Source organism: Paenacidovorax caeni (assembly GCF_001298675.1).
GTDB lineage: Bacteria > Pseudomonadota > Gammaproteobacteria > Burkholderiales > Burkholderiaceae_C > Paenacidovorax > Paenacidovorax caeni.
Map to the genome: position 1 here is coordinate 17917 of NZ_CYIG01000026.1, position 23195 is coordinate 41111.

Annotated in this window: 16 protein-coding genes; 10 read left to right on the forward strand and 6 right to left on the reverse strand. The window is 67.5% G+C overall.

Going from position 1 to position 23195, the window contains the following annotated elements; genetic code table 11:
• Positions 1–19: 19 nt before the first annotated feature.
• A complete protein-coding gene (msrA, locus tag BN2503_RS11705; RefSeq protein ID WP_054256844.1) occupies positions 20–577 on the reverse strand; it encodes a peptide-methionine (S)-S-oxide reductase MsrA in 558 nt (185 codons plus the stop codon).
• Positions 578–707: 130 nt separating this feature from the next.
• Between msrA and BN2503_RS11710 the strand changes: the two genes are divergently transcribed.
• From BN2503_RS11710 to BN2503_RS11735, 6 genes are read left to right on the forward strand one after another with little or no spacing between them, the layout of a single operon-like run.
• Entirely contained in the window at positions 708–1391 is a 684-nt protein-coding gene (locus BN2503_RS11710; RefSeq protein ID WP_054256845.1) for a TetR/AcrR family transcriptional regulator, read from the forward strand.
• A 10-nt stretch (positions 1392–1401) separates the two neighbouring features.
• Entirely contained in the window at positions 1402–2541 is a 1140-nt protein-coding gene (locus BN2503_RS11715; RefSeq protein WP_054256846.1) for an efflux RND transporter periplasmic adaptor subunit, read from the forward strand.
• Between the two features lie 28 nt (positions 2542–2569).
• Positions 2570–5755 (forward strand): efflux RND transporter permease subunit, encoded by a 3186-nt coding sequence (locus BN2503_RS11720; RefSeq protein ID WP_054256847.1) that lies wholly within the window; start codon positions 2570–2572, stop codon positions 5753–5755.
• Between the two features lie 56 nt (positions 5756–5811).
• Entirely contained in the window at positions 5812–6525 is a 714-nt protein-coding gene (locus tag BN2503_RS11725; RefSeq protein WP_054256871.1) for a protein-L-isoaspartate O-methyltransferase family protein, read from the forward strand.
• 2 nt (positions 6526–6527) lie between these two features.
• Positions 6528–6875 carry a rhodanese-like domain-containing protein gene (locus BN2503_RS11730; RefSeq protein WP_054256848.1) on the forward strand — a complete coding sequence of 116 codons (348 nt, stop codon included), beginning with the start codon at positions 6528–6530 and terminating at the stop codon, positions 6873–6875.
• A 23-nt stretch (positions 6876–6898) separates the two neighbouring features.
• Positions 6899–8221: a TolC family outer membrane protein gene (locus BN2503_RS11735; protein WP_054256849.1), complete on the forward strand. Its 1323-nt coding sequence runs from the start codon at positions 6899–6901 to the stop codon at positions 8219–8221.
• Here the strand turns inward: BN2503_RS11735 and BN2503_RS11740 are convergent.
• The 3 genes from BN2503_RS11740 to BN2503_RS11750 form a co-directional block, all read right to left on the reverse strand.
• Positions 8199–10496, reverse strand: a complete 2298-nt coding sequence (locus BN2503_RS11740; RefSeq protein ID WP_054256850.1) for a putative bifunctional diguanylate cyclase/phosphodiesterase — start codon at positions 10494–10496, stop codon at positions 8199–8201. The two genes, BN2503_RS11735 and BN2503_RS11740, sit on opposite strands and share 23 nt — an antisense overlap.
• Before the next feature lie 106 nt (positions 10497–10602).
• A complete protein-coding gene (locus tag BN2503_RS11745) occupies positions 10603–11886 on the reverse strand; it encodes a 3-deoxy-D-manno-octulosonic acid transferase (protein WP_054256851.1) in 1284 nt (427 codons plus the stop codon).
• Positions 11887–11893: 7 nt separating this feature from the next.
• Entirely contained in the window at positions 11894–13282 is a 1389-nt protein-coding gene (locus BN2503_RS11750) for a phosphomannomutase/phosphoglucomutase (RefSeq protein ID WP_054256852.1), read from the reverse strand.
• A 127-nt stretch (positions 13283–13409) separates the two neighbouring features.
• On the opposite strand from BN2503_RS11750, the gene BN2503_RS11755 reads away from it, so the two are divergent.
• The 4 genes from BN2503_RS11755 to BN2503_RS11770 all read left to right on the forward strand — a co-directional run bounded on the left by BN2503_RS11755 (position 13410) and on the right by BN2503_RS11770 (position 19763).
• On the forward strand, positions 13410–14888 hold the full coding sequence (locus BN2503_RS11755) for a DNA-3-methyladenine glycosylase 2 family protein (protein WP_054256853.1): 1479 nt from the start codon (positions 13410–13412) through the stop codon (positions 14886–14888).
• 61 nt (positions 14889–14949) lie between these two features.
• Positions 14950–15480: a methylated-DNA--[protein]-cysteine S-methyltransferase gene (locus BN2503_RS11760; protein WP_054256854.1), complete on the forward strand. Its 531-nt coding sequence runs from the start codon at positions 14950–14952 to the stop codon at positions 15478–15480.
• Positions 15477–16385 carry a DMT family transporter gene (locus tag BN2503_RS11765; protein WP_054256855.1) on the forward strand — a complete coding sequence of 303 codons (909 nt, stop codon included), beginning with the start codon at positions 15477–15479 and terminating at the stop codon, positions 16383–16385. The genes BN2503_RS11760 and BN2503_RS11765 overlap by 4 nt, the downstream gene beginning before the upstream one ends.
• Before the next feature lie 75 nt (positions 16386–16460).
• On the forward strand, positions 16461–19763 hold the full coding sequence (locus BN2503_RS11770; RefSeq protein ID WP_054256856.1) for a sensor domain-containing protein: 3303 nt from the start codon (positions 16461–16463) through the stop codon (positions 19761–19763).
• A gap of 261 nt (positions 19764–20024) precedes the next feature.
• Here BN2503_RS11770 and BN2503_RS11775 read toward each other — a convergent pair whose 3' ends face one another.
• Together BN2503_RS11775 and BN2503_RS11780 are read right to left on the reverse strand one after the other, a co-directional pair.
• The gene (locus BN2503_RS11775; RefSeq protein WP_054256857.1) at positions 20025–21917 is read right to left on the reverse strand and encodes a propionate--CoA ligase; all 1893 of its coding nucleotides are present in this window, start codon (positions 21915–21917) and stop codon (positions 20025–20027) included.
• A gap of 106 nt (positions 21918–22023) precedes the next feature.
• Positions 22024–23145 carry a 6-phosphofructokinase gene (locus BN2503_RS11780; protein WP_054256858.1) on the reverse strand — a complete coding sequence of 374 codons (1122 nt, stop codon included), beginning with the start codon at positions 23143–23145 and terminating at the stop codon, positions 22024–22026.
• Positions 23146–23195 lie beyond the last annotated feature (50 nt).

The following is a 23195-nucleotide window of genomic DNA, read 5'->3' on the forward strand; positions in this document are numbered from 1 at the left end:
AGCGCCAGGGGGCGCAAGCTTAACGCTGATCGGTGGGAGTTTCGCGAAGGTGGCGCGCAAAGACCGCCTGGAAGTGTTGCACCTTGGGGCCTACCACGAAGGCGCAATAGCCCTGGTGGGGGTGCTTGAGAAAGTAGTCCTGGTGGTAGTCCTCCGCGGGCCAGTACGCCACCAGCGGTGCCACCTCGGTCACGATAGGTACGCCATAGGCGCCACTTTCGGCCAGCTCGTGCAGCACGGCGCGGGCCACGGCCTCGTGCGCCGGATCGCTGAAGTAAATGCCGCTGCGGTACTGCGTGCCGACATCGTTGCCCTGGCGGTTGAGCGAGGTGGGGTCGTGCGTGGCCAGGAAAATCTCCAGAATGGTGCGCAGGCCGATTTGCCCAGGGTCGAAACGCAGCCGTACCACTTCGGCATGCCCCGTGCTTCCGGTGCAGACCTCCTCATACGATGGATGCGGCACATGACCGTTGGCGTATCCGCTCTCGACATCGGTCACGCCACGCACGCGGTCGAAAATCGCCTCGGTGCACCAGAAGCAGCCGCCGCCGAGCGTGATGGTTTCTTCTTGGGCCATGGCGGGTGCACTCCTTGTTGCGTTGCGATCGGTCAAGCGTAGCGTTTTTTGGACATTCGGGTGGCACCGCCGCGTTGACGCCCGGCCCGCTTGCGGGCTAATATTACTAACCAGTCAGTCATTAAAAACAGTGTCCATCCCCACCCCTCCTCCTTCCGCCGAATCGGGTAAGCGCAGCCGCCGCAAAGAGGCGCGCCCCGGCGAGCTGCTTGACGCGGCACTCGACCTGTTCGTGGAAAAAGGTTTTGCTGCCACGCGCGTGGAGGAAGTGGCAGCGCGGGCCGGTGTCTCCAAGGGCACGCTGTTCCTGTATTTCCCGAGCAAGCTGGAACTCTTCAAGGCCGTGGTGCGCCACAACATCGCAGGGCGCTTTGACGAATGGAAGCTGGAGATGCAGGCCTTTGAGGGCAGTTCCAGTGAATTGCTGCACTACTGCTTCTTCGTGTGGTGGGAGCGCATCGGTTCGACCAAGGCGTCTGGCATCACCAAGCTGATACTGAGCGAAGCGGGCAATTTCCCCGAGGTGGCGTCGTTCTACCGCAAGGAAGTGATTGATGCAGGGCAGGAGCTCATCCGCCAGATTCTGCGGCGCGGTATGGACAGTGGCGAATTCCGCAAGGTCGATCTCGATTACGCGATCTACATCGTGCTGGCGCCGATGATTTTCCTCATGACATGGCGCCATTCCATCGGCATGTGCGTGCCTGACGAGCTGGAACTGACGCCCGAGGAGTACATCCGCTTGCAGGTCGACAACATGCTCCACGGACTGTGCGCCTGCCAGAAGCCATCCTCCCCTCCTCCCACTTTCTAACAATCCTTCCATGAAACGCTGGATACCCTGGGTGGCGGCAGCCATCGTGATCGGTCTGCTGGGCAGCGGCGCGTGGCGCGCCATGTCGGCACGCAAGGCCCAGCAGCAGGCCTTGGCCCAGTCCACACAACAACGCGCAGAGACCGTCCTGGTGCTGCAGCCTGCGGAGACGGTGGTGGTGCAGCGCCAGACGCTGGCGCTGGATTTGCCCGTCTCGGGCACGCTGCGGGCACTGCGCTCGGCGGTGGTGAAGGCGCGCGTAGCAGGCGAACTGCAGGACCTTGTAGTGCGCGAGGGCGACACCGTGCGCGCGGGCCAGGTGCTGGCGCGCATCGACCCGACCGAGAGCGCCGCACGCCTGCGCCAGGCGCAGCAGCAGGCCGACGTGGCCAAAGCCCAGGTCGCCATCAACGAGCGCCAGTACTCCAACAACCGCGCCCTGGTCGCGCAGGGCTTCATCTCGGCCACGGCACTGGAGGCCGCCCAATCGAGCCTGCAGGCAGCCCAGGCGAGCTACCAAGCGGCGGCGGCCGCCGCCGATGTGGCACGCAAAGCGCTGGATGACACCACTTTGCGCAGCCCGCTGGCGGGCCAGGTGGCACAGCGGCTGGCGCAAAACGGCGAACGCCTTTCGGTGGACGCCCGCGTGGTGGAGGTAGTAGACCTCTCTCGCCTGGAGCTGGAGGCACTGGTGGCGCCTGCCGATGCTGCCCAGGTGCGCGTGGGCCTGCAGGCGCGCCTGCAGGTGGAAGGCAGCACCTTGCCTGTGACCGCCACGGTGGTGCGTATCAACCCCAGCGCACAGGCGGGCAGCCGCGCCGTACCGGTGTACCTGGAGATCGATACCGCACGTGCAGGCGCGGCTGCGCCAGTGCTGCGCCAAGGGCTGTTTGTGCAAGGACTGCTGGAGACGGGACGGGCCGAAGTGCTGGCCGTGCCGTTGGAAGCCGTGCGCACCGACAAGCCGCAGCCCTACGTGCAGGCAGTGGAAAACGGCCGCATCGCGCACCGCAGCGTGCGGCTGGGCGCGCGCGCACAGCACGAGGGAGCCACCTGGGTGGCGGCCGAGGGCCTGGCTGAAGGGGCCTTGATCGCCACCGGCGCACTTGGCGGCCTGCGCGAAGGCACGGCCGTGCAGGTTTCCCGCTGACTCTCCCACCGACGAAAGCGCCCCCGCCATGTGGTTTACCAAAGTCAGCCTGCGCAACCCCGTCTTCGCCACCATGGTGATGCTCGCCTTCGTGGTGCTTGGCCTTTTCGCGCTGCAACGCCTCAAGGTCGACCAGTTCCCGAACATTGATTTTCCGGTGGTGGTGGTCATGGTGGACTACCCCGGCGCCTCGCCCGAGATCGTGGAGAGCGAGGTCACGAAAAAGATCGAGGAGGCCGTCAACTCGGTGGCGGGTATCAAGGCTGTCACGTCACGCAGCTATGAGAGTTCGTCGGTCGTCATCATCGAATTCCAACTCCATATCGACGGGCGCAAGGCTGCCGAGGACGTGCGCGAAAAGGTCGCCACTGTGCGCCCCAACCTGCGCACCGAGGTCAAGGAGCCGCGCGTGGTGCGCTTCGACCCTGCCAGCCGCCCGGTGTGGACCCTGGCCGTGCTGCCTGACGACACACACGGCACGCCCCTCAGCGCCGTGGAACTGACGAGCTGGGCCGACCAGATCCTGAAGAAGCGCCTGGAAAACGTGCGCGGTGTGGGTGCGGTGAACCTGGTGGGCGCAACCAAGCGCGAGATCAACATCTACCTCGACCCGCGCGCGCTGGAAGCCTTTGGCATCACGCCCGACCAGGTGGCTGCCGCCGTGCGCAACGAGAACCAGGACCTGCCGCTGGGCGCCATCCGCTCTCTGGCACAGGAGCGCGTGGTGCAGATCGACGCGCGCATGCAGCGCCCCGAGGATTTCGGTCGCATCATCGTTGCGCGCAAGAACGGCGCGCCGGTGCGCGTGGAACAACTGGCGCGGGTGCACGATGGCGCGCAGGAGCTGGAGAGCCTGGCGCTGTTCAACGGCGCACGCACGTTGATGCTGTCCGTGCAGAAATCGCAGGACGAGAACACCATCGAGGTGGTGGATGGGCTGAACCACGCCATCGCCGAGATGCAGACCGAGCTGCCGCCAGGCGTTCGGCTGGAAACGGTGAGCGACAGCTCGCGCCCCATTCGCGTGGCGGTGGACAACGTGCGCCAGACGCTGATTGAGGGCGCGCTCCTCACCGTGCTCATCGTGTTCCTGTTTCTCAACTCATGGCGCTCCACCGTCATCACCGGGCTCACGCTGCCGATCGCGCTGATCGGCACCTTCCTGTTCATGCACTGGTTCGGCTTCACGGTGAACATGATCACGCTGATGGCCCTGTCGCTGTGTGTGGGCCTGCTGATCGACGATGCCATCGTGGTGCGCGAAAACATCGTGCGCCATGTGCAGATGGGCAAGAGTGCCTACCAGGCAGCCATGGATGGCACGCAGGAAATCGGCCTGGCGGTGCTGGCCACTACGCTGTCCATCGTCGCGGTGTTCCTGCCCATCGGCTTCATGGAAGGGATCATCGGCAAGTTCTTCCACGAATTCGGCATCACCATCGTGGCAGCGGTTCTGATCTCGATGTTCGTCAGCTTCACGCTCGACCCCATGCTCTCCAGCGTCTGGCACGACCCGAGCATCCACGCCCACGGTCAGCCCGGCGGCGCCCCGCGCACGCTGTACGACAAAACCATTGGCCGTGTCACCGGCTGGTTCGACAACGCCACCGAGCGCCTGGCGGAGTTCTACCAGCGCATCCTGCGCTGGTCGCTGGCGCACAAGCTGGCTACGCTGGCACTGGCCACCGGGGTTTTCGTGGTCAGCGTGCTCATGGTGCCGCTGCTGGGCACGGAGTTTGTGCCCAAGGCCGACTACTCCGAGACCACCATCAACTTCTACACCCCCGTGGGCTCGTCGCTGGAGGCCACCGAGGCCAAGGCACGCCAGGTAGAGGCGCTGGTGCGGGAGCTGCCCGAAGTGCGCTACACCCTGACCACCATCAACACCGGCAGCGCACAGGGCAAGATGTACGCCAGCGTTTACGTGCGGCTGGTGGATCGCAAGGCACGCACCCGCAACGTGGACGCCATGTCGGTCGTGCTGCGCGAGCGCTTGCGCACGGTCGCCGGCATCACCGTGACGCATGTTGGCCTGCTGGACCCCGTGGGCGGGCAAAAGCAGCTCGAGTTCTCGATCCAGGGTCCTGACCTGAAGGAGCTGGAACGCCTGACGGCACAGGTGATGGCGAAGCTGCGCGACATTCCCGGGCTGGTGGACCTGGACTCCAGCCTCAAACCCGACAAGCCCGTGATCGACGTCGAGGTGCGGCGCGACGCCGCCTCTGACCTGGGTCTGTCCGTGGCCTCCATGGCAGCCTCGCTGCGCACCCTGGTCGCCGGGCAAACTGTGGGCAACTGGCGCGCCGCCGACGACCAGACCTACGATGTGAACGTGCGTCTGGCGCCCGAGGCACGCAACCAGCCGCAGGATTTGGAAAGGCTGCCCTTCGCGCTGGCGGCCGCCGACGGCGGAACGCGCATCGTGCGCCTGAACCAGGTGGCCAGTGTGCGCGAGACCACGGGCTCGAACCAGATCAACCGCCGCGACCTGATGCGCGAGGTGGCCATCAACGGCAACGCCGACCAGCGCTCGGTGGGAGAAATCTCGGCCGACATCCGCCGTGTGCTCGACACCGTGGCCTTCCCGCCTGGCTACCGCTACCAGTTTGGTGGCTCCACCAAGAACATGCAGGAATCGTTCGGCTACGCGGTGTCGGCGCTGGTGCTGGCCATCGTGTTCATTTACATGATCCTGGCGAGCCAGTTCAAGAGCTTCCTGCAGCCGCTGGCGCTGATGACCGCCCTGCCCCTGACGCTGATCGGCGTGGTGCTGGCGCTGATGATGTTCGGCTCGGCGCTGTCGATGTTCTCCATCATCGGCGTGGTCATGCTCATGGGCCTGGTGACCAAGAACGCCATCCTGCTGGTGGACTTCGCCATCCGCGCGCGCGAGGAGCACCACGACGACACGGGCCAGACCGTCCCCGGCCTGCCGCGCGAGCAGGCCCTGCTGCTGGCCGCGCGCGTGCGGCTGCGCCCCATCCTGATGACCACGCTGGCCATGATCTTCGGCATGGTGCCGCTGGCCTTCGCCCTCAGCGAAGGCTCGGAGCAGCGCGCGCCCATGGGCCAGTCGGTCATCGGTGGGGTTGTCACTTCGTCGCTGCTGACCCTGGTGGTCGTGCCCGTGGTCTATTGCTACCTGGACGATCTGGCGCAATGGGCGCGCCGGCGCCTGGGCCACGGCGCCAGCGCCAGGGGCCAGGCCCATTAAACTCAAGGGTTTGTCCTCACACCCCCAACACCTCCCCCACCCGCTTGGAGAATGCCATGAGCCTGCCACTGAACACCACCGCAGCCCACCCCGAAGACCCGACTACGGTGGCCCGTTACCACATGATCGAGCAGCAGATTCGTCCTTGGGACGTATCTGACAGCGAGGTACTGGACCTGCTGGCGCGCCTGCCGCGCGAGGAATTCGTGCCTGCGGCCTACCGCGGCATGGCTTTCATGGACATGGAGATTCCTCTGCTGGGCCAAGCCGACGAAGCGTTGCGCCAGGGCCACTGCATGCTGGCTCCGCGCATTGAAGCGCGCTTGCTGCAAGACCTGCAGGTTCAACCCACCGACCGCGTGCTGGAGATCGGCACCGGCTCGGGCTACATGGCGGCCCTGCTGGCCTGCCGTGCCGAGCGCGTGGTGTCGCTAGAGATCCATCCCGTCCTGGCGCAGACTGCGCGCGACAACCTAAGCCGCGCTGGTATCCAGAACGCCGACGTGCGCCAAGCCGACGGCGCACGCGACCCCATTCCCGATGGCCCGTTCGACGTCATCGTGCTCAGCGGCTCCGTGGCCGAAGTGCCACAAGGCCTGCTCGCGCTGCTGCGCGAGGGCGGGCGCCTGGGGGCCATCGTCGGCCAGGAGCCGATGATGCGCGCCACCTTCGTGCGCCGCACGGGCAACCAGTTCGAGACCACCCAGCCGTGGGACACCGTGGCGCCGCGCCTGCAGGGCTTCGCCGAACCCTCGCGCTTCACGTTCTGAGCATGATCGCGCAGGTTCGCCCCAATGGACTGACGGATTGGCTGGCCCAGGCGCGCACGGCCAGCGGCACCGAACCGATGGTGTTGGACGTGCGCGAGCCCTGGGAGCTGCAAACCGCCAGCGTGCAGCCCGATGGCTTCGCGCTCGTGCACATTCCGATGGGTGTGCTGCCTGTGCGGTTGGGCGAGCTCGACCCCGACCGGCCGGTAGCCTGCCTGTGCCACCACGGCGGCCGCAGCATGCAAGTTGCGGCATTCCTGGCACACCATGGTTTCGCGCAGGTTGCCAACATCGCCGGGGGCATCCACGCCTGGGCGCTGGAGCGCGACCCTTCTGTCCCTTGCTACTGACCTCTTCCGCAGGAAAGACCATCATGATCTCGTTCCGCCGTCTCCCCATCGCGCTGGCCATGGCTGCCCTGGCCTGCTCTGCACAGGCGCAAAGCCTGCTGGCCTTGGTGGAGCAGGCCAGTGGCTACGACGCCGCCTGGCAGTCCGCCAGGGCCCAGCTGGATGCGGCCTCCAGCCGCGCCGAACAGGCGCGTGCGGGCCTGCTGCCCAGCGCGGGCCTGTCGGCGGGTGTGTCCACCGCGCGCACCGAGATCAGCCGCCCCGAGATCAACCTTTCCACACCGAACCGCAACGTTACGTTGTCGGCTTCGCAGCCCCTGTACCGGCCTGCCAACCGCATTGGCTATGAGCAGGGACAGCGCGGCATCGACGTGGCCCAGGCACAGCTTGACGCCGCGACGCAAGACCTGCTGGTGCGCGTGAGCCAAGGCTATTTCGACGTGCTAGCCGCGCAGGACACACTGGCCTTCGTGCGTGCGCAGAAGGCCGCGGTGGAGGAGCAGCTCGCCGCAGCCAAGCGCAATTTCGAGGTGGGCACCAGCACCATCACGGACCAGCGCGAAGCCCAGGCGCGCTACGACATCGTCGTGGCGCAGGAAATTGCCGCCGAGAACGACCTGCACGTCAAACGCCTGGCGCTCGACCAACTCGTGGGTCGCACCGGCACCGCCCCCCTGCCCCTGGCCCTGCCCGTACAGCTGCCCGCCGATGCAACGGGCGACGTAGGTGAATGGGTGCAGAAATCGCAGGAACAGCAGCCGGCCGTACGCCAGGCCACCGTGGCGCTCGATATCGCCCAGCTGGAGACGCAGAAGGCCCGCACCGGCCACCTGCCCACGGTCGATCTGCAGGCGGGCTACGCCATCAATCACTATCCGAAGGGCACCCTGACGGCTCAGGGCCTGAACCAGCGCAACACCACGGCGAGCGTGGGCGTGGCGCTGAACCTGCCCCTGTTCGCCGGGTTCGCCGTGCAGAACCGCATCCAGGAAACCCTGGCGCTGGAGGAAAAGGCACGCGCGGACCTCGAAGGTGCGCGCCGCGCCGTGGCCCAGGGTACGCGCGCCGCGTTCTTCGGCGTCCAGTCGCTGCGCAGCCAGGTCAAGGCGCTGGAAGCCGCCGAGGCGTCGAGCCAGAGCGCGCTGGACGCCAACAAGCTCGGCTACCAGGTGGGCGTGCGCATCAACATCGACGTCCTCAACGCGCAAAGCCAGCTCTACCAGACCAAACGCGACCTGGCCGTTGCGCGCTACAACCTGCTCATGGGCCAGCTCAAGCTGCGCCAGGCTGCAGGCACGCTCGCGCTGGACGATGTGCAGGCCATCAATGCGCTTCTGGCGCAGTAAGCATTTGCGCTTCTGTCAACGCCAGCGGGCGCGCATGTAGCTGCTCGGCGGGCATCGGGCGGCCCAGCAGATAGCCCTGCAGGTAATCACAGCCCTCTGCTTGCAGTATGGCGCGCTGCAGCGCGGACTCGACACCCTCGGCCACAACCTGCAAATGCAGGCTGTGCGCCATGGAGATGATGGCCCGCACCAGCGAATGGTTGCGGCTGTCCTCCTGCAGGTTCATGACGAAACTGCGGTCGATCTTCACCGTGTTCAGATGAAAGCGCGCCAGGTAGCTCAGCGATGAATAGCCGGTGCCGAAATCGTCCAGCGACAAGCCCACACCCGCGCCATGCAGCCGGTGCAGCAGCGCCGGCAGGTCTTCTTGGTCGCTGGCCAGCAGGGTCTCGGTCAGCTCCAGCTCGATGGCGCGCGGCGGCAGGCCATGGCGCTGCAAAAGCGTGTGCAGCAAGGCCTCGAAGCCCGGGTGTGCGAACTGGCGGGCCGACACGTTGATACTCACGACCGGCGCATCCCAGCCCTGCGCGCGCCACTGCGCCACCTGGCGGATGGCCTCTTCGAGCACCCACGCACCGACCTCCAGGATCAGGGAGGACTCCTCGGCCACCGGAATGAAGCGCCCCGGCGACACCCAGCCCAGTTGCGGACTCTCCCAGCGCAGCAGGGCCTCGGCCTTGGTCAAGCGGCCAGTGCGGGCACAGTAGATGGGCTGGTAATGCAGAAGCAACTCGCCCTGCGCCACGGCCTGGCGCAGCGCGGTCTCAATCCGCAGCGAACCGGCCAGGCGCTCGTCCATGCCGGCTTCGAAAAAGCACCAGCCGCTGCGTCCCCGCGCCTTGGCTTCGTACATGGCAACTTCGGCGCGCTGCAGCAAGACGCTGGCGGCCAGCGCCTCCTTTCCCGGAAAGGCCACGCCGATGCTTGCATCGAGCTTGAACCCCATGCCGGCATGACTGAAGTCGCGCCGCACGGCGTTCAATATGGCCTGCGCGCGCGCTTCCACCTCCAGCACGCTCATCAGCGACTGCAGGCGCGGCATGACCAGCGCGAACTCATCGCCGCTCAGGCGTGCCAGCAGGTCACCGGGCTGCAGGTGCGCCAGCAAGGCCTGTGCCGTCTCACGCAGCACCTGGTCACCGAAGGTGTGGCCCAGGGTGTCATTGACTTTCTTGAAGTGGTCCAGGTCGATCAGCAACACGGCACAGTACGTGCCCTGGTGCCGGCTCGCCCCCAGCAGGGCATCGAGCTGCTGCTCCAGAAAGTGCCGGTTGGACAGCCCGGTGAGCTGGTCGGTGTTGGCCTGCTGCTGGCGCTCTTCCTCCGCCTTTTTGCGTTCGCTCAGGTCGCGGATCTGCGCCAGGATCACGCGGTGCCCCATGTCCATATGGCTGGAAAAGATGATTTCCGCAGGAAATGGCGCCCCCTGTGCTGGCGTGATGGAACGCTCCAGCCGGACGGGCTCGTGCAGCGGGGTGGACGTGGCCAGGGCATTGACCTTGCGCGCGATGGCCTCGGCCTCTTCCTGGTCGGCAGCCAGCAGCGGCACGCTGCGCCCTGCCAGGCTGGCGGGCGAGGCCACGCCAGCGAGCTGTGCGAAGCGCTCATTGCAGAACACCACCTTGCCATCCAGCCTGCGCGCCACCAGCGCATCGGGCAAATGGCGCAGCACGTTGTGCAGACGCTGGCTCGACAGATGGATGGTGGCGTCGATCAGCGCCAGGCCCAGAAGCGCGCTCGACACCCCATTCACCGCCACGCTCAACGGGCTCTGGAACGACGTACCCACCGTGTACAGCTCGGCCACTGCGGCCAGGCATGCCAACGCCTTCACGGCGAACGCCAGGCCCGCCGCCTTGTAACCCAGGCCCAGGAGAAAACGCGCCGAGACACCGTAGACCAGTACCATCAAAGCCACGACCAGCAACCGCCCAGCCATCTGGCTCGCACCGAAACCAACGGCAGCCACGGCCAGGCTGATGCCCAGCGCGCGCAGCGCGAGTACCCGCCAACCATGCAAGCGTCCGCGCAATGACTCCGATGCCGCATGCAGCGTGGCGATGAACACCCCCGTCAGCGCGGTAGACAGCAGGCCGAGCCAGACTTGTGCCTGGAGGACGAAGCGGTGGCCCGACCATGACGCTCCCGCCAGTGCCAGGTGGGCAATGCCCCACAGCAAGGCGGCATGGTTCTGCCGCGCAGCGTTCCAGCAAACGAGAAACGCGACACCGAGCATGGCCAAGGTGGCGCCCACTATGTCATGCAAGGGAATCATGGCGTTGTTTGGTACACGAGAAAGACTGAAACAGGAAGAGCGCAAGCATCGAGCCCGTGCTGCGGGGCGCAACCCGACGCGAAACCCATGTGTGCATGCCAACGGCTCATGAATGCAGCAGGCGGCGCACAGCGTCGGCCGTGGCCTGCGCCGCCCCGCGGTGCGCTTGCGCAAAACCCTGGGCGGCGGCACGCGCGGCGGCCAGCGTCACGGCATCGCAGGCCAGCGCGCACGCAGCATCCACGCCTTGCGCCATGCCAACCACGCGCTGGGCCGCCCCGGCTGCACAGGCCTTCTGCGCAGCATCGGCAAAGTTGAAGGTGTGCGGCCCCAGAACTACAGGACAGGCACAGGCCGCGGCCTCGATGAGGTTCTGCCCCCCGAGCGGTGCAAAGCTGCCGCCGAGCAGTGCGACGTCCGCCAGGCCGTAGTACAGCGCCATTTCGCCTAGGCTGTCGCCCAGCCAGACGTCGGCCTGCGGCAGTCCACCCTGCCAGCAACTGCGCCGTGCCACCGACAAGCCCGCAGCCCGCAGCATTTGCTCGACGGCGTCAAAACGCTGCGGATGGCGCGGCACAATGAGCCACTGCACTTCTGAATTAATAGCTGCTGGCGCTTGCCCCGTAAGGGCTGGAGCCACTTTTTGCTTCAACACATCGAGCCACAGGGCTTCTTCGCCCTCGCGGCTGCTGGCCAGCAGCACCACGGGCCGCGCTTGGGTGGCGCGCCAGGCCCGACCCTGCGCCAGCTGCGCGCCGTCGGGCTCGACGTCGAACTTCAGGTTGCCAAAAACCCCCTGCACGGGGGCCCCGAGCGCGCGCAGGCGTTGGGCGTCCGCTTCGGTCTGCGCCCACACCGCCGCCAGGCCCCGGTAGGCCGGGCGCGCCAGCCAGCCCAGGCGCTGCGCCTTGCGCAGCGAGGCGTCGTTCAAGCGCGCATTGGCCAGCGTCAGGGGAATGCCCTGGCGCTGGCATGCCGCCACCAGGTTCGGCCAGACCTCGGTTTCCATGAGGATGCCCAGCGCCGGGCGGAAGCGGCGCAAAAAGCGCTGCACGGCAGCGGGCGTGTCCCAGGGTTGCCAGACCTGCACGTCGCCCGGCTGCAGCAGCTTGGCGCCCTCGGCGCGTCCGGTGGCCGTGCCGTGGGTCAGCAGCAGGCGCATGCCCGGCAGCGTACGCCGCAGCGCGGCCAGCAAGATGGCGGCAGCGCGCGTTTCCCCCAGCGAGACGGCGTGCACCCAGACGAAGCCGGAACCCGCGGGCTGGCCGTAGCGGCCGAAGCGCTCTTCCACCGCCACGGCATAGCCGGGCTCGGCCACGGCGCGGCGGCGCAGCTTGCGGCGCAGCAACGGCTGGGCGGCCCAGGTCAGGGTGCTGTAAAGCCAGCGCACGGCGCGGTCAGTGTGCGGCGCTGCCCACCTGTGCGCCGGGCTTCACACGCTCCAGCAGCGCACACATTTGCGCCTCGATGCGCCGCAGCGCCTCTTCCGTGTGGCCCTCGAAGCGCAGCACCAGCACGGGCGTGGTGTTGCTCGCGCGGATCAGGCCGAAGCCGTCGGGCCAATCCACGCGCAGGCCGTCGATGGTGCTAATCTGCGCGGGCGCGGCGAAGGCCTCGCCCGCAAGGGTCTGCAGCGCGGCCGTGAGCTGGTGCGGCTCGCCCTCGGCGCACTGCACGTTGAGTTCGGGCGTGGAGTGGCTCGTGGGCAGGGCATTGAGCACGGCGCTGGGGTCGCTGCTGCGGCTCAGGATCTCCAGCAGGCGGCAGCCCGCGTAGGTGCCGTCGTCGAAGCCGTACCAGCGCTCCTTGAAGAAGATGTGGCCGCTCATCTCGCCGCCCAGGGGCGAATCCACTTCTTTCATGCGCGCCTTGATGAGCGAGTGGCCGGTCTTGTACATCAGCGGCTGGCCGCCGGCCGCCTGGATGGCGGGCGCCAGCCGCTGCGTGCACTTCACGTCGAACAGGATGGTGCCGCCCGGCACGCGCGAGAGCACGTCCTGCGCAAACAGCATCATCTGGCGGTCGGGGAAGATGTTCTGTCCGTCCTTGGTCACAATGCCAAGGCGGTCGCCGTCGCCGTCGAAGGCCAGGCCCAGCTCGGCGCCGGAGTCCTGCAACGCGGCGATCAGGTCGCGCAGGTTCTCGGGCTTGCTGGGGTCTGGGTGGTGGTTGGGGAAGTTGCCGTCCACCTCGGAGAAAAGCTCCACCACCTCGCAGCCCAGCGCACGGAAGATGCCCGGCGCCGAGGCACCAGCCACGCCGTTGCCGCAGTCCACCACAATCTTCATCGGGCGCGCGAGCTTCACGTCGCCCACGATACGCTGCACGTAGGCGGGCAGCACGTCGGCCTGGCGCACGCTGCCGCCGGGGGCAAGCTGCCAGGACTCCGCCTCCATCGTGCGGCGCAGTTGCTGGATATCCTCACCGTAAATGGCGCGGCCGGCCAGTACCATCTTGAAGCCGTTGTAGTCCTTGGGGTTGTGGCTGCCCGTGATCTGAATGCCACTCTGGCACAGCGTGGCCGCCGCGAAGTACAGCATGGGCGTGGTGCACAGCCCGATGTCGATGACCTCGACCCCGCTTTCCACCAAGCCTTGCACCAGCGCAGCGGACAGCTCGGGCCCCGACAGGCGGCCATCGCGCCCTACGGCCACCACGGTCTGCCCCTGGGCCCGCGCGGCCGTGCCGAAGGCGCGCCCCAAGCCGAGGGCCACGGCGGCGTTCAGAGTGCTCGGAACGATGCCGCGGATGTCGTAGGCCTTGAAGATGGTGGGCGAAATCTGCACGGAAAATCCTGTTGTCGAACGCTGGAAAGAAGCCGCGCATTGTAGGCCTGCGCCTACGCGGTAAAAGCCAAGCACATGTCCGAAAACGGCGCGCCCGCAGGCAAGCAGGCGACCTATCATGCGCGCCATGTCCACCCCGCTGCCCGCCGACACCGACGACGCCCGCTACCTCGCCCTGAAGGCGCGCGATGCGCGTTTCGACGGGCGCTTTTTCACGGGCGTGACCTCAACCGGCATTTACTGCCGCCCGGTCTGCTCGGTACGCACGCCGCGGCGCGAAAACTGCCGCTTTTTTGACCTGGCGGCACAGGCCGAGCATGCGGGTTTTCGGCCCTGCCTGCGCTGCCGACCGGAGCTGGCACCGCAGGCGCTCGCCTGGTCGGTGCAGGATGCGGGCGCCATCCTGGTGCGCCAGGCACTGCGCCTGCTGGATGCCCCCCCAGCCGGTAGCCCCCTGGAGGGCGGCGCACAGGTGGCGCAGCTGGCTGCCCGCCTCGGCGTGAGCGATCGCCATCTGCGCCGCCTGTTCGACGCCGCCCTGGGCATCTCCCCGCTGCAGTACCTGCAGACACGGCGGTTGCTGGTGGCCAAGCAGTTGCTCACCGATACCCGGCTGCCCGTGACCCAGGTGGCGTTGGCCAGCGGCTTTGCCAGCGTGCGGCGCTTCAATGCCGCCTTCGTCCAGCACTATGGACTCAACCCCACGCAATTGCGACACGCGGGCCCGGCGGACGCGGGGCGCAGCCGCCCAGTGCGGCTGGGCTACCGCCCACCGTACGACGCAGCCGCGTTGCTCGCATTTTTTGCCGCGCGGCAGATCCCCGCTGTGGAAGCGGCCGACACGCGAGTGCTGCGCCGCACGGCACGTCTGTCTAGCGGCAACGCCGAACACGCCGGGTGGCTTGAAGCCACTTTCGAAGCGGCGCGCAGCCGGGTCGCGTTGACGGTGAGCGACAGCATGCTCCCGGTGTTGCCCCAGGTGATCGGGCGCGTGCGCGCAATGCTGGACCTGGATGCCGACCCGGCTGCCATCGCCACCGTGCTGCATGGTGACTTTCCGGAGGGTGATGGCCTGCGCGTGCCCGGCTGCTTCGACGGCTTCGAGCTGGCGGTGCGCGCTGTCCTCGGGCAGCAAGTCACGGTGGCAGCGGCACGCACCCTGGTGCAGCGCCTGGTGGAGCGGTTCGGCACACCCATCGAAACGCCCTGGCCTGGCCTGAACCGCACCTTCCCGGCGGCTGCCGCACTGGCTACCGCCGAGGGCTCAGCCCTGGGGCAGTTAGGCATCGTGCGCCAACGCCAGGCGGCCATCGTGGCGCTGGCACGCGCGGTAGACGGCGGCCAGCTCGCCCTGCATGCCCATGCGGATGTACAGGCCACCACGGCAGCGCTGTGCCAATTGCCAGGCATTGGCGCCTGGACGGCGCAATACATCGCCATGCGCGCATTGCGCTGGCCTGACGCATTCCCCAGCGGCGATGTGGCACTGCACAAAGCCCTGGGCGTGCAAGGCGCGCGCCAGGCCGCACGCGCGGCGGCCGAGAGGGCGCAGGGCTGGCGCCCATGGCGCAGCTACGCGGTGGTGCGCGCCTGGGCAACGCTCTGAGCAGCGGAGGGCTCTGTCCGGCACACCAGACCCATTTAGTATGTAATCAAAGGATTCCGCCATGCACTATCCCACCGACACTGTCCAAAGCCGCTGCCCTTCGCCGCTGGGCGAGGCGCGTCTGGCTGCCTCCTCCCTGGGGCTTGTGGGTCTGTGGTTCGACGGCCAGCGCCATCTTCCGGCACAGCTCGACGGGCCGGGCGCTTGGCCAGCCACCGATGCCCATCCCGTGCTGCGCGAGGCGGCCCGCCAGCTGCAGGAATACCTGGGCGGTACGCGCACATGCTTTGACCTGTCGCTGGATCTGCGTGGCGGCACGCCCTTTCAGCAGGCCGTGTGGCGGGCGCTGTGCGCCATTCCACGCGGCCGCACCACGAGCTACCTCGCTATCGCGCAGGCACTGGGCAAACCCTCCTCCGTGCGCGCCGTGGGCGCCGCCGTGGGCCGCAACCCGGTGAGCGTGGCCGTGCCCTGCCACCGGGTGCTGGGCAGCGACGGCAGCCTCACAGGCTATGCCGGCGGGTTGGAGCGCAAGCGCGCCCTGCTGCGGCTTGAAGAGGCAGCGCCTCCTCCACTTTCGACCGATTCATGACCTCGCCCACCGCTACGCCGTCCCCCTCCTGGCTCGGGGAATTTCTCTTGCTCTCTGCCCTGTGGGGCGCATCTTTCCTGTTCATGCGCCTGGGCGCGGCAGAGTTCGGCCCGCTGCCCACCGCCGGGCTGCGCGTGGCTTTGGCCGCGGCGTTTCTCCTGCCCATCCTGCTGCGCCAAGGGCAGTGGCCAGCGCTGCGCCGGCACTGGCGGCCGATTCTGTTCGCCGGACTGATCAATTCGGCCATTCCGTTCGCTTTGTTCGCCTGGGCCGTCCTGCACATCGCTACAGGGTTGACTTCGATCCTGAATGCCACGGTGCCACTGTTCGGGGCCCTTGTGGCCTGGGCCTGGCTCGGCGACCGCATCAACCGGCTGCGCTGGCTCGGCCTGGCACTGGGCTTCATCGGCGTGGCACTGCTGGCCTGGCGCGCACCCGGGGGCGTCAGCGCCGGGGGCAGCCACGCGGGCTGGGCCCTGTTGGCCTGCCTGCTGGCCTCTACCTGCTACGCAGTGGCCGCCAGCTACACGCGGCGCTATCTGACGGGCGTGCCCGCCCTGGCATCGGCCACGGGCAGCCTGCTGGGCGCGGCCCTGGTACTGGCGCTGCCCACCCTGTGGTTCTGGCCGGCCACCACGCCGGGGCTGCGTGCCTGGGGGGCGGTGGCTGCCATTGCGGTGTTGTGTACAGGCATCGCATACATCATGTACTTTCGCCTGATCGCACGTGTCGGCTCCAGCCGCGCCCTGGCCGTGACGTTTCTGGCTCCCGTGTTCGCCGTCCTCTACGGCATGCTGTTTCTAGGGGAACACGTTACGCCGTGGATGCTGGGGTGCGGGCTGGTCATCGTCTGCGGCACGCTGCTTTCCACCGGATTGATGACCTTGCGCACCGGGGCGCGCTGATTTTTTTCGTCAAGCCGTGCATGCACCAAGCCGCGTTGCGGTGCAGGCTGCGTAGGCGCCCCTACACTTATTGCCATGGACATGGCATGGGCGAGGCAATGGTGGCAGCGGCTGGCCACGCGGTGGCGCGGTGCGCCCTGCGCGGACGCAGGCACGCGCTCACAGGGGCGCGAGCAGGCGCTTTTGCTGGCCATGCAGGCTCTGGGTTGCGGCTACTGGGAGTGGAACCTGGGCACCCGGCAACTGCGCTTCGAGGGCGAGTTCTTCCGCCAGTTCGGCGTCTACGAACAGCCCGCTGAGACCGTCCAGGCCTATTGGGACAGTCTGCGCCATCCTGATGACGCCGCGCACTTGCGCCCCTACATTGCCAGTGCCCGTGCCGGTGCCGTGGAGCTGTTTGAGTCAGAGTGCCGGATACGCGACCTGGACGGCCAGTGGCACTGGGTACTTTCGCGCGGGCATGTGGTAGAGCGCGACACCGAGGGGCGCCCCCTGCGCTTCGCGGGCATGACGCAGGACGTGACGCAGCAGCGCGCGGACAAGGAAATCCTGCGTGCATCGGAGGCCAAGTCCTCTGCCATCTACCAGATGCTGCCCGATCCCGCGGGCATTTCCCGGCAATCGGACGGATGCTACGTTGACGTCAATGCCGCCTTCTGCGCGCTGCTCGGGCGCCCGCGCGATGCCTGGCTGGGCCGGACTTCGACGGAGATGGGCATTTGGGCAACCCCGCACGAACGCGAGCGCCTGCTTCAAGCACTGCAGCGCGATGGCCATGTCACCAGTCTGCCGCTGGTGGCGCGCAGTGGCGATCGGCTGGTGCCGGGCCTGATGTCGGCCCAGCCGCTGAAGCTCGACGGCGAGGACTGCCTGGTCTTTGTCTTTCACGACATGACCCAGGAGCAGCGCACACGCGACGAGTTGTTGGCCGTCAACGGACTGCTCCAGCAAGCGGGCCGCCTGGCACGCCTGGGCGCCTGGGAGGATGCGCCAGGGCAAGGAATCGTCTACTGGTCCGACGTGTGCTACGAAATCCACGGCCTGCCCAAGGGGGCGCCGCTGCCGCGCAACTACATCGATACCTACGTTGCCCCGCCCTGGCGCGAGGCCATGCGGGCCAAATTCCTGGAATGCATCCGCCACGGTATCGACTGGAACATCGTGATGCAGGTGGTGCGCGCCGACGGCGAGTGGGTCTGGGTGCGTGCGCGTGGCGAGCCTGTGGTCGAAAACGGGCGCCTGGCGCGCGTACGCGGCGTGATGCAGGACATCGACGAAGCCAAGCGCGCCGAGGAACAGCTGCGCCAGTCCGAGGAGCATTTCGCGCGCATCTTCCAGCTGGTGGACCAGCCCATGGGCATGGTGCGGCGCAGCGATGGCCGCTACCAGATCGTCAACCCCGCCTGGGAAGCGCTCACTGGCATCACACAGGACGAGGCCCTGGGCCGCAATGCGCTGGAGCTGGGCCTGTTCGCCCCCGGGGACCGGGCGGACATGCTCGCCGCCATGGCGTCCAACGGCCAGCTCAGCGACTACGAAATCACGCTGACTGCGCGCGACGGCACGCGGCGCACCGTGCTGCAGTCCCTGCGCGAAGTGGACTACTACGGCGAACCCAGCTGGCTGTTCTCGGCGCACGACATCACCGAGCGCAAGCGCAACGAAGAACGCGTACGCGAGCGCGAGGAACTGCTCTCACTCACCGTATCCGCTGCGTCCCTGGGCCTGTGGGACTGGGATTTGCACATGGGCCTGATCAGCGGCGACGCACGCTGGCGCGCCATGACCGGCCGGCAGGCCAGCGCTTCGCTCGGCTGGAGCGCTGGCCTGGCACCGGAAGACATCGAGCGTGTGCAGGCCGAGGTGCAGCGCCATGCGGGCGCGCCGGCCACCCCGTTCGACGTGACCTGGCGCGTGGCTTTGCCCCAGGGCGGCGCGCGCTGGATCCGCAACATGGGCAAGATCGTCGGCCACGACGCCCAGGGTCAGCCCGCGCGCATGCTGGGGGTGAGCCTGGACGTCACGCGCCAGCGCGAGCAACAGGAGCAGCTGCAGCGCCTGGCGCACTTCGATGCCCTCACCGGCCTGCCCAATCGCGTGCAACTGGCGCAGCGCCTGCAAGACACCATGGAAAAGGCGCGTGCCAACGGTACGCAGTTGGGCGTGGCCTACCTTGACCTGGACGGGTTCAAGCCCGTGAACGACAAGCTAGGCCACGGTGCGGGCGACCGCCTGCTGGTGATCGTGGCCGCGCGGCTGACCCGCGCGCTGCGCCCCACGGACTGCGTGGCACGCCTGGGTGGAGACGAGTTCGTCATCCTGCTGCCCGACCTGAAGACGCGCGAGGGCTGCGAGCAAAAGCTCCGGCAGCTCATGGCCCACATATCGGCGCCGTATACGCTAGAGGCCGAGCGCGTTGGCATCACCGCCAGCATTGGCTACACCCTGTACCCCGAGGACGACGCCGACGCCGACACCCTGCTGCGCCACGCTGACCAGGCCATGTACCAGGCCAAGCAGAACGGACGCAACCGCTTCCACGGTTTCGACGCCATCCTGGCGCGCAGCCAGCGCGAGCAGCATATCCAGATCCAGCGGCTGGGCCAGGCGCTGGAGCACGGTGAGTTCACGCTGTACCTGCAGCCGCAGGTGGACATGGACAGCGGCGCAGTGGTGGGTGCGGAGTGCCTGGTGCGCTGGCGCCACCCGCAAGAGGGGGTGCTGGCACCTGGCGCTTTTCTGCCGGCCCTGGAGGGCACGGAACTGGAGATTCCGTTCGGGGAATGGGTGTTTGCCGAAGCGCTGCGCTGCATTGCCACACTGCGGCGCCAGGGCCTGGCGCTGCCGCTGGGCATCAACATCGCCGCCCGGCATCTGCAGCAGCCGGGCTTTGCACGCTGGATCTTGGGCTGCCTGGACAGCCACCCAGACGCTCCGGCCGCGCTGGTCAAGCTGGAGATCACCGAGAGCGCGGCGCTGTACGACGTGGAGCACGTCGCCGCGGAGTTGGCGCAACTGCGTGCGCAGGGCATCACGGTGGCGCTGGACGACTTTGGCACCGGGTACTCGTCCCTGACCTACCTGCGCCGCCTGCCCATGGACACCCTGAAGATCGACCAGAGCTTCGTGCGCGACATGCTGGTGGATCCGGGCGACTTGGCCATCGTCCAGGGCGTGATCGGCCTGGCGCGCTCCTTCGGCCTCGGCGTGATTGCCGAGGGCGTGGAAACTGCGCAACAGGGCCAGCGGCTGCAGCAGCTGGGCTGCCCCCTGGCCCAGGGCTACTACATCGCCCGGCCTATGCCGCTGGAAGATTTTGTCCACTGGGTGGCGCACTGGAAACTGCCCGCGGGCTGGCAGGCAGAAACACCAACCTGAGCGGCTGCGCCGCTTCCCCCCGCTCTCGCAGTGCTGCGCGCTGCGGGCAAGGGGACGCATGCTCAGCGCGGCGCGGCCGGCTGAGGCCCTTGCGCGGCGTGCGCTGGCCTGGGCTGCGCCGGGCTCACAGGGGCGCCATGGATCACTGCAATACAAAAAACCCCACAGGCCTGTGCCTGTGGGGTTTCAAGGATTTTTGGGCCCTAGCCCTTATCTGGCAAGCGCTAGCAGCTCCTCTTTCAGGAGCAAACCAGCACCCTTTCAGCTGATCAGGTCCTTGATCTGCTGCAGCGCGGCCGGGTCTTCCATGGTGGTCAAGTCGCCCGGGTCGCGGCGCTCGGCCACGGCCTGCAGGGCGCGGCGCAGCAGCTTGCCACTGCGCGTCTTGGGCAGCACGGTGACGAAGTGCACCCGCGCCGGGCGTGCCACGGCGCCGAGCTGTCCGTCCACCACCTTCATGACTTCGGCCTCGAGCGCGGCGCGTGCCTCGGGCGTTTCCAGCCCGGTGGTGTTGCGCGGCACGGCAAAGGCCAGGGCCACCTGGCCCTTGAGCTGGTCGGCCACACCGACCACAGCCACTTCAGCAATGTTGGCGTGCGAGGAAATGCATTCCTCGATTTCGCGCGTGCCCAGGCGGTGGCCGGCGACGTTGATCACGTCGTCGGTGCGGCCCAGAATGAAGTAGTAGCCATCGGCATCACGGATGCCCCAATCGAAGGTGCTGTAGATTAGGCGGCCCGGAATGCTCTTCCAGTAGGTGTTGACGAAGCGGTCGTCGTCACGCCACACGGTCTGCAGACAACCCGGGGGCAGCGGGCCCTCGATGGCGACCACGCCCTTCTGGTTCGGCACCGTAAGCTCTTCGCCGGTGGCTTCGTCGATCAGCTTGACGTTGTAGCCATACACCGCTTTGCCGGGGCTGCCGAAACGTGAGGGCTGCTGCTCCACGCCGTTGCACAGCGTCAGGATGGGCCAGCCGGTCTCGGTCTGCCAGTAGTTGTCGATGATGGGCACGTTGAGCGCACCGCTGATCCAGGTGGCCGTGGGCTCATCCAGCGGCTCGCCTGCCAGCCACAACGCCTTGAGGCTGGAAATGTCGTACTTGCTGAGGTACGCGGGGTCTTGCTTCTTCAGCACGCGCACTGCCGTGGGCGCCGAGAACATGTGAGTAACCTTGTACTTCTCCACGATGCTCCACCAGATGCCGGCGTCGGGCCGGATGGGCAGGCCTTCGTACAGGATGGTGGTCATCCCGGCGATCAGCGGGCCGTAGATGATGTAGCTGTGGCCCACCACCCAGCCAATGTCACTGGTGCAGAAATAGGTGTCACCCGGGTTGCCCTGGAAGATGTGGCGCATGCTCGACGCAAGCGCCACGGTGTAGCCGCCAGTGTCGCGCTGCACGCCCTTGGGCTTGCCGGTGGTACCGCTGGTGTAGAGCGTGTAGCTGGGCTGGGTGGACTCGATCCACACGCAGGGCACCAGCGTGTCCATGTGCGATGCGCGCAGGGTGGCCCAGTCGTGGTCGCGTCCAGCGCGCAGGCTGGCCGGGGCCAGGCCGCGGTTCACCATGAGCACGGCGGCAGGCTTGTGCGCCGAGAGCTCGATAGCGTCGTCGAGCAGCGGCTTGTAAGGCACCACCTTGCCGCCGCGCGAACCGGCGTCAGCGCTGACGATGACCACCGGCTGCGCATCCTCGATGCGCGTGGCCAGCGACGACGAGGCGAAACCGCCGAACACCACCGAATGGATGGCGCCGATGCGCGTACAGGCCAGCATAGCGAACGCGGCCTCGGCAATCATCGGCATGTAGATCAGCACGCGGTCGCCCTGCTTCACGCCCAGTGCCTGCAGGCAGGCTGCCATGCGCTGCACTTCCTGGTGCAGCTCGGCGTAGCTGTAGGCGCGCTCAGTGTTGGTTTCGGTCGAAATGGCGACCAACGCGTTCTGCTGACCACGCGCAGCCAGGTGGCGGTCCACCGCGTTGTGGCACAGGTTGGTGGTGCCGCCCACAAACCACTTGGCGAACGGCGGGTTGCTGTAGTCGCAAACTTGCTGGGGTGGCGTCTGCCAGTCGATCAGGCGGGCCTGCTCGGCCCAGAAGGCGTCGCGCTCGTCAATCGAGCGCCGGTGGAAGTCGGCGTAGTGCGGCATGGTGGGGGTCTCCTTGGGCCTCTGTCCGTCCCGAGGACAGGCAATCTGAATTCATAATTATTCATGACGGCCTTGCGGGAATCTGACGGCGCCAGCATCCCCCAGCTCAGTCGCCCAGCGCAATCCCCAGGTCGCGCGCCGTCTGCAGCGTGTCACCGTCGAGCGGCACGCCCTTCATGCGCCCGGCCACCTCGGCCAGCGGCACATATTCCACATTCGGGAACGCCAGCGACACCATCACGCCCGAAAGCCCGCTCTCCAGCGCACGCACGGCCGCCGCACCGAAGCGCAGCGCGGCAAGCCGGTCGAAGGCTGTGGGCGAACCGCCGCGCAGCAGATGCCCGAGCACCACCACGCGCGCATCTTTGCCGGTGGCCCGGGCCAGCTCGCGCGCCACCTGCTCGCCCATGCCGCCAAGCCGTTCAGCGTGGCCGGCCTCGGCGGGCGCCATGAGCGCGCGTTCGCCCGCGCGGGGAAACGCCCCTTCGGCCACGACGACGATGGAATACATGCGCCCCAGCGCGTCCCGGTTGCGTACCTTGGCTACTACGCCTGCCAGATCGAACGGGATCTCCGGCAGCAAAATGGCATGCGCGCCCCCGGCAATGCCCGCGTGCAGCGCGATCCAGCCTGCGTAGCGCCCCATCACCTCCACCACCATGATGCGCTGGTGGCTCTCGGCCGTGCTGTGCAGGCGGTCCAGGCATTCGGTGGCAAACGACACCGCGGTGTCGAAGCCGAAGGTGGTGACCGTCTTGTCCAGGTCGTTGTCGATGGTCTTGGGCACGCCCACCACACGCAAGCCCTTGCGCCCCAGTTCATGGGCGATGGCGAGCGAGCCGTCCCCGCCCACGGTGACCAGGGCGTCGATGCCCTCGCGGGCGAAAGCGGCCAACAACTCGTCCGAGCGGTCGGTCTCGCGCAGGCTGCCGTCGGGCTGGCGCACCGGGAACTGGAACGGGTTGCCCTTGTTGGTGGTTCCCAGGATGGTGCCGCCCAGGTGCGCAATACCGCGCACGCGCTCGTGTGTCAGCGCAACCAAGCCCCCCTGCGGGTAGCGTTCGGGCAGCAGCAGGCCGTTGTAGCCATCGCGGATGCCCACGCATTCCCAGCCCCGGCGCGTGGCCGCCGACACGGTCGCGCGGATCACGGCGTTCAGGCCCGGAGCGTCGCCGCCGCCGGTGCTGATGGCTAAGCGGCGGATGGGTGCGGTCGTCGGTGCGGTCATGCCCTGCTTTCCTCTCTTTATCTCAGTTTTCCATGGCGCTGCGCGCCACC

Excerpts from the sequence above, each read along its gene's own strand:
- msrA (WP_054256844.1), bottom strand. The coding sequence starts at position 577 with ATGGCCCAAGAAGAAACCATCACGCTCGGCGGCGGCTGCTTCTGGTGC.
- BN2503_RS11715 (WP_054256846.1), top strand. The coding sequence starts at position 1,402 with ATGAAACGCTGGATACCCTGGGTGGCGGCAGCCATCGTGATCGGTCTG.
- BN2503_RS11720 (WP_054256847.1), top strand. The coding sequence starts at position 2,570 with ATGTGGTTTACCAAAGTCAGCCTGCGCAACCCCGTCTTCGCCACCATG.
- BN2503_RS11725 (WP_054256871.1), top strand. The coding sequence starts at position 5,812 with ATGAGCCTGCCACTGAACACCACCGCAGCCCACCCCGAAGACCCGACT.
- BN2503_RS11730 (WP_054256848.1), top strand. The coding sequence starts at position 6,528 with ATGATCGCGCAGGTTCGCCCCAATGGACTGACGGATTGGCTGGCCCAG.
- BN2503_RS11735 (WP_054256849.1), top strand. The coding sequence starts at position 6,899 with ATGATCTCGTTCCGCCGTCTCCCCATCGCGCTGGCCATGGCTGCCCTG.
- BN2503_RS11740 (WP_054256850.1), bottom strand. The coding sequence starts at position 10,496 with ATGATTCCCTTGCATGACATAGTGGGCGCCACCTTGGCCATGCTCGGT.
- BN2503_RS11755 (WP_054256853.1), top strand. The coding sequence starts at position 13,410 with ATGTCCACCCCGCTGCCCGCCGACACCGACGACGCCCGCTACCTCGCC.
- BN2503_RS11760 (WP_054256854.1), top strand. The coding sequence starts at position 14,950 with ATGCACTATCCCACCGACACTGTCCAAAGCCGCTGCCCTTCGCCGCTG.
- BN2503_RS11765 (WP_054256855.1), top strand. The coding sequence starts at position 15,477 with ATGACCTCGCCCACCGCTACGCCGTCCCCCTCCTGGCTCGGGGAATTT.
- BN2503_RS11770 (WP_054256856.1), top strand. The coding sequence starts at position 16,461 with ATGGACATGGCATGGGCGAGGCAATGGTGGCAGCGGCTGGCCACGCGG.
- BN2503_RS11775 (WP_054256857.1), bottom strand. The coding sequence starts at position 21,917 with ATGCCGCACTACGCCGACTTCCACCGGCGCTCGATTGACGAGCGCGAC.
- BN2503_RS11780 (WP_054256858.1), bottom strand. The coding sequence starts at position 23,145 with ATGACCGCACCGACGACCGCACCCATCCGCCGCTTAGCCATCAGCACC.